Below are 3,527 nucleotides of genomic sequence, written 5' to 3'. Positions count from 1 at the left end.
GTCCTGGCGCAGTCCGGACGTGGAGGAGTCAGGCCAACGGCGGACCCGTCCTGCCGGAGGGGAGGCAGCGACCTCCCCGCCCCCACCCCCCCCCCCTACCCCCCCACCCCCCCCCCCCCCCCCCCCCCCCCCCCCCGGCCCGAGGGCCGGTCATGACCGGTGGATCACCGGACCGGTGGACGGGTCGACCGGTGGATCACCGGACCGGTGGGACCGGCAGGCCCGTGGGTCAGTGGCAGTTCTGGAGGCCCTTGTTGGCCTTCGTCGACTTCTTCCAGGAGCAGGAGTCCTGGAGCTTGCCGTTCGGCGCGATCAGGCGGGCCTTGTCGCCGGTGTTGTTCCAGACGTACGAGCCCCGGTTCCAGTGGACGGTGCCCGAGGCGTTCTTGCCCTTGCCGGTGCGGAGCTTGACGGTCTTCCCGGCGCCGATCGTGTAGGCGCCGAAGGTGTAGGTGTAACCGGTGTTGTCCTTCACCTTGAAGCCCTTGAGCTGGACCTTCTTCTTGCCGCTGTTGTGGATGTCCACCCACTCGGCGTTCAGGGACTTCTGCGACCGGTCGTCCTTGCCGGGGCCGTCGAACTGGATGGCCCCGAAGTGCAGTCCGCCCTGGTGGCCGGCGGCCGTGGCCGGGCCGGCCCCGGCGAGGAGGGAGCCGGCCAGCGCGGTGGCGGCGGCCAGGGCGAGCGGCGCGGCGGTGCGTATGCGCATGTGGTGGTCCTTCTGTGTTGTTCTGGTGAAGGCGTGCAGGGTGTGATCATACGTACAGCGGACGCCTGCTCGGAGGCGGATGGGAGAATCGGCAAACTCCTTGGCCCGTGCGGAAGTTCGGGCACGGTCCGCCGCCCTCCCGGTCGCGGTGGCGCGGCGCGTCAGCCCCGTCCGACGTAGGGCATGTTCGTCGCCAGGACCGTGGCGAACTGGACGTTGGCCTCCAGCGGCAGTTCCGCCATGTGCAGCACCGTCCGCGCCGCGTCGGCCGCCGCCATCAGCGGTTCTGCCGCCGTTCCCCCGTCGGCCTGGAGCACGCCGGTCCGCATCCGCTCGGTCATCTCCGTGGCGGCGTTGCCGATGTCGATCTGCCCGCAGGCGATCCGGTACGGGCGGCCGTCCAGCGACAGCGACTTGGTCAGCCCGGTCATCGCGTGCTTGGTCGCGGTGTACGCGATCGAGTGCGGGCGCGGCGCGTGGGCGGAGACCGAGCCGTTGTTGATGATCCGGCCGCCCCGCGGGTCCTGCTCCTTCATCAGCCGGTACGCCGCTCGGGCGCACAGGAACGCGCCCGTCAGGTTCACGTCCACCACCGCCCGCCACTCCTCGACGGCCAGGTCCTCGACCGGCACACCGGGGCCGAACGTGCCCGCGTTGTTGAACAGCAGGTCCACCCGGCCGAACCGCTCCCGTACGGCGGCGAAGAGGGCGTCGACCGCGTCGGCGTCGGTGACGTCCGTGGTGACGCACAGCGCCTCGGGCGCCCCGGCCGCCGCCGCCGTCCGCGCCAGCGGCTCCGCCCGCCTCCCGGCCAGCGCGAGCGACCAGCCCGCGCCCGCCAGGGCGAGCGCGACGGCCCGCCCGATCCCCGAACCCGCACCCGTGACGACGGCGACTCTTCCCTCGGCGTTCATGGCCCGGCAGCGTACGGCAGAGCCTCGCGCGCCGGGCACGCGGTGCTCATCGACCCGCCATGCGGATGTTGTGCACGCGACAACGGTGCGTCGTCGCGTCCGGCTGCCATGAGATCCGACAGCATCCGGGGCAAAGGAGGGTCATATGGCCACCGCACGAAACATCATGACGCCCGATCAGGCCGCCGACCGGGAGGGGCTCCGCGCCGCCGCCCGCCTGCTCGGTCCGGGGGTCGACCGCCGGCGCTTCCTGACCGGCACGGGAGCGGCAGCCGCCCTCGCCTTCGCGGTCAACCTGCCCGCCGCGGGCACGGCGAGCGCCGCCGAACTCGACGCCCGCCGGATCACGGAGGACCCCTTCACCCTCGGCGTCGCCTCCGGCGACCCGCACCCCGCCTCCGTCCTGCTGTGGACCCGGCTGGCCCCCCGCCCCTACGAGCCCGGCGGCGGCCTGCCCCGCAGCCGGGTCGAGGTGGGCTGGGAACTCGCCCGCGACGAGGGCTTCCGCCGGATCGAGCGGCGCGGAACGGTCACCGCCCACCCCGAGTTCGCCCACAGCGTCCGCGCCGACGTCCGGGGCCTGGAGGCCGGCCGCACCTTCTACTACCGCTTCCGCACCGGCAGATGGACCAGCCCGGTCGGCCGCACCCGCACCGCCCCCGCCGCCGGCGCGCGCCCCGCCTCCCTGAAGCTGGCCGCCGTCTCCTGCCAGGCGTACCACGACGGGTACTTCACCGCCTACCAGCACCTCGCCCGCGAGGACGTCGACGTGGTCTTCCACCTCGGCGACTACCTGTACGAATACGCCGTCAACGCGACCGGCGGGGCCCGCGCCTACACCGACCGCCGGCTCCCCGCCCACTTCAACCGCGAGACGATCACCCTGGAGGACTACCGGCTGCGCTACGCCCTCTACAAGAGCGACCCCGACCTGCGGGCCGCCCACGCCGCCCACCCCTTCGTCGTCACCTGGGACGACCACGAGACCGAGAACAACTACGCGGGCGAGACCCCCGAGAACGACGTGCCGCCGGAGGAGTTCCTGCTGCGCCGGGCCGCCGCGTACCGCGCGTACTGGGAGAACCAGCCGCTGCGCACCCCGCAGCGGCCCACCGGCCCCGACATGCGGCTCTACCGCCGGCTGGAGTTCGGCAGGCTCGCCCAGTTCGACATCCTCGACACCCGCCAGTACCGCAGCGACCAGGCGTACGGCGACGGCTGGCGGACCCCCGGACCGGAGTCCGAGGACCCCTCGCGCACGATGACCGGGGCCGCCCAGGAGCGCTGGCTGATCGACGGCTGGCGCACCTCCAGGGCGACCTGGAACGTCGTGCCGCAGCAGGTCACCTTCGCCCAGCGGCGCGATGTGCCCACCGACGCCTTCAAGCTCTCCATGGACTCCTGGGACGGCTACCCGGCCTCCCGGCAGCGGGTCCTGGCCGGAGCCGAGGCCGCCGGGGTGGACAACCTCATGGTCCTCACCGGCGACGTCCACGTCTCGTACGCCTTCGACCTCAAGAAGGACTTCGACGACCCCGCCTCGCGCACCGTGGGCACCGAGATCGTCACCACCTCCATCGCCAGCGGCAAGGACGGCGCGGACCGGCCCGCCAACTGGGACAACCAGACCCGCGCCAACCCGCACCTCAAGCACTACAACGGGCGTCGCGGCTACGCGCTCGTCGCCCTCGGCGCCGACGCGGCCCGCGTCGACTTCCGCACGGTGTCGGCGGTCACCACCCCCGGAGCGCCCCTCTCCACGGCGGCGTCCTTCGTCACCGAGGCGGGCAACCCCGGCCTGACGCCCGCGTGACCCCCGCGGGGGGGGGGGGGGGGGGGGGGGGGGGGGGGGGGGGGGGGGGGGGGGGGGGGAGGAGAGGGGGGGGGGGGGGGGGGGGGGGGGT

General features: G+C 73.7%; 3 protein-coding genes. 1 reads left to right on the top strand and 2 read right to left on the bottom strand.

The annotated features are described in order from the left end of the window. Window positions 1-229: 229 nt before the first annotated feature. Window positions 230-709 carry a lamin tail domain-containing protein gene (locus tag ACZ6EJ_RS12035; RefSeq protein ID WP_469266533.1) on the bottom strand — a complete coding sequence of 160 codons (480 nt, stop codon included), beginning with the start codon at window positions 707-709 and terminating at the stop codon, window positions 230-232. 161 nt (window positions 710-870) lie between these two features. Continuing rightward, window positions 871-1,623 carry an SDR family oxidoreductase gene (locus ACZ6EJ_RS12030; protein ID WP_469266532.1) on the bottom strand — a complete coding sequence of 251 codons (753 nt, stop codon included), beginning with the start codon at window positions 1,621-1,623 and terminating at the stop codon, window positions 871-873. 145 nt (window positions 1,624-1,768) lie between these two features. Between ACZ6EJ_RS12030 and ACZ6EJ_RS12025 the strand changes: the two genes are divergently transcribed. Then, complete coding sequence (locus ACZ6EJ_RS12025) at window positions 1,769-3,436, top strand: alkaline phosphatase D family protein (RefSeq protein WP_469266531.1); 1,668 nt, start codon at window positions 1,769-1,771, stop codon at window positions 3,434-3,436. The last annotated feature ends 91 nt before the right edge of the window (window positions 3,437-3,527 follow it).

It is taken from the genome of Streptomyces sp. NPDC041970, from assembly GCF_055588985.1.
Note: the sequence above shows the minus strand (reverse complement) of the source record. Positions and strands in the feature narration are given on the sequence as shown.

Excerpts from the sequence above, each read along its gene's own strand:
- ACZ6EJ_RS12030 (WP_469266532.1), bottom strand. The coding sequence starts at position 1,623 with ATGAACGCCGAGGGAAGAGTCGCCGTCGTCACGGGTGCGGGTTCGGGG.
- ACZ6EJ_RS12025 (WP_469266531.1), top strand. The coding sequence starts at position 1,769 with ATGGCCACCGCACGAAACATCATGACGCCCGATCAGGCCGCCGACCGG.
- ACZ6EJ_RS12035 (WP_469266533.1), bottom strand. The coding sequence starts at position 709 with ATGCGCATACGCACCGCCGCGCCGCTCGCCCTGGCCGCCGCCACCGCG.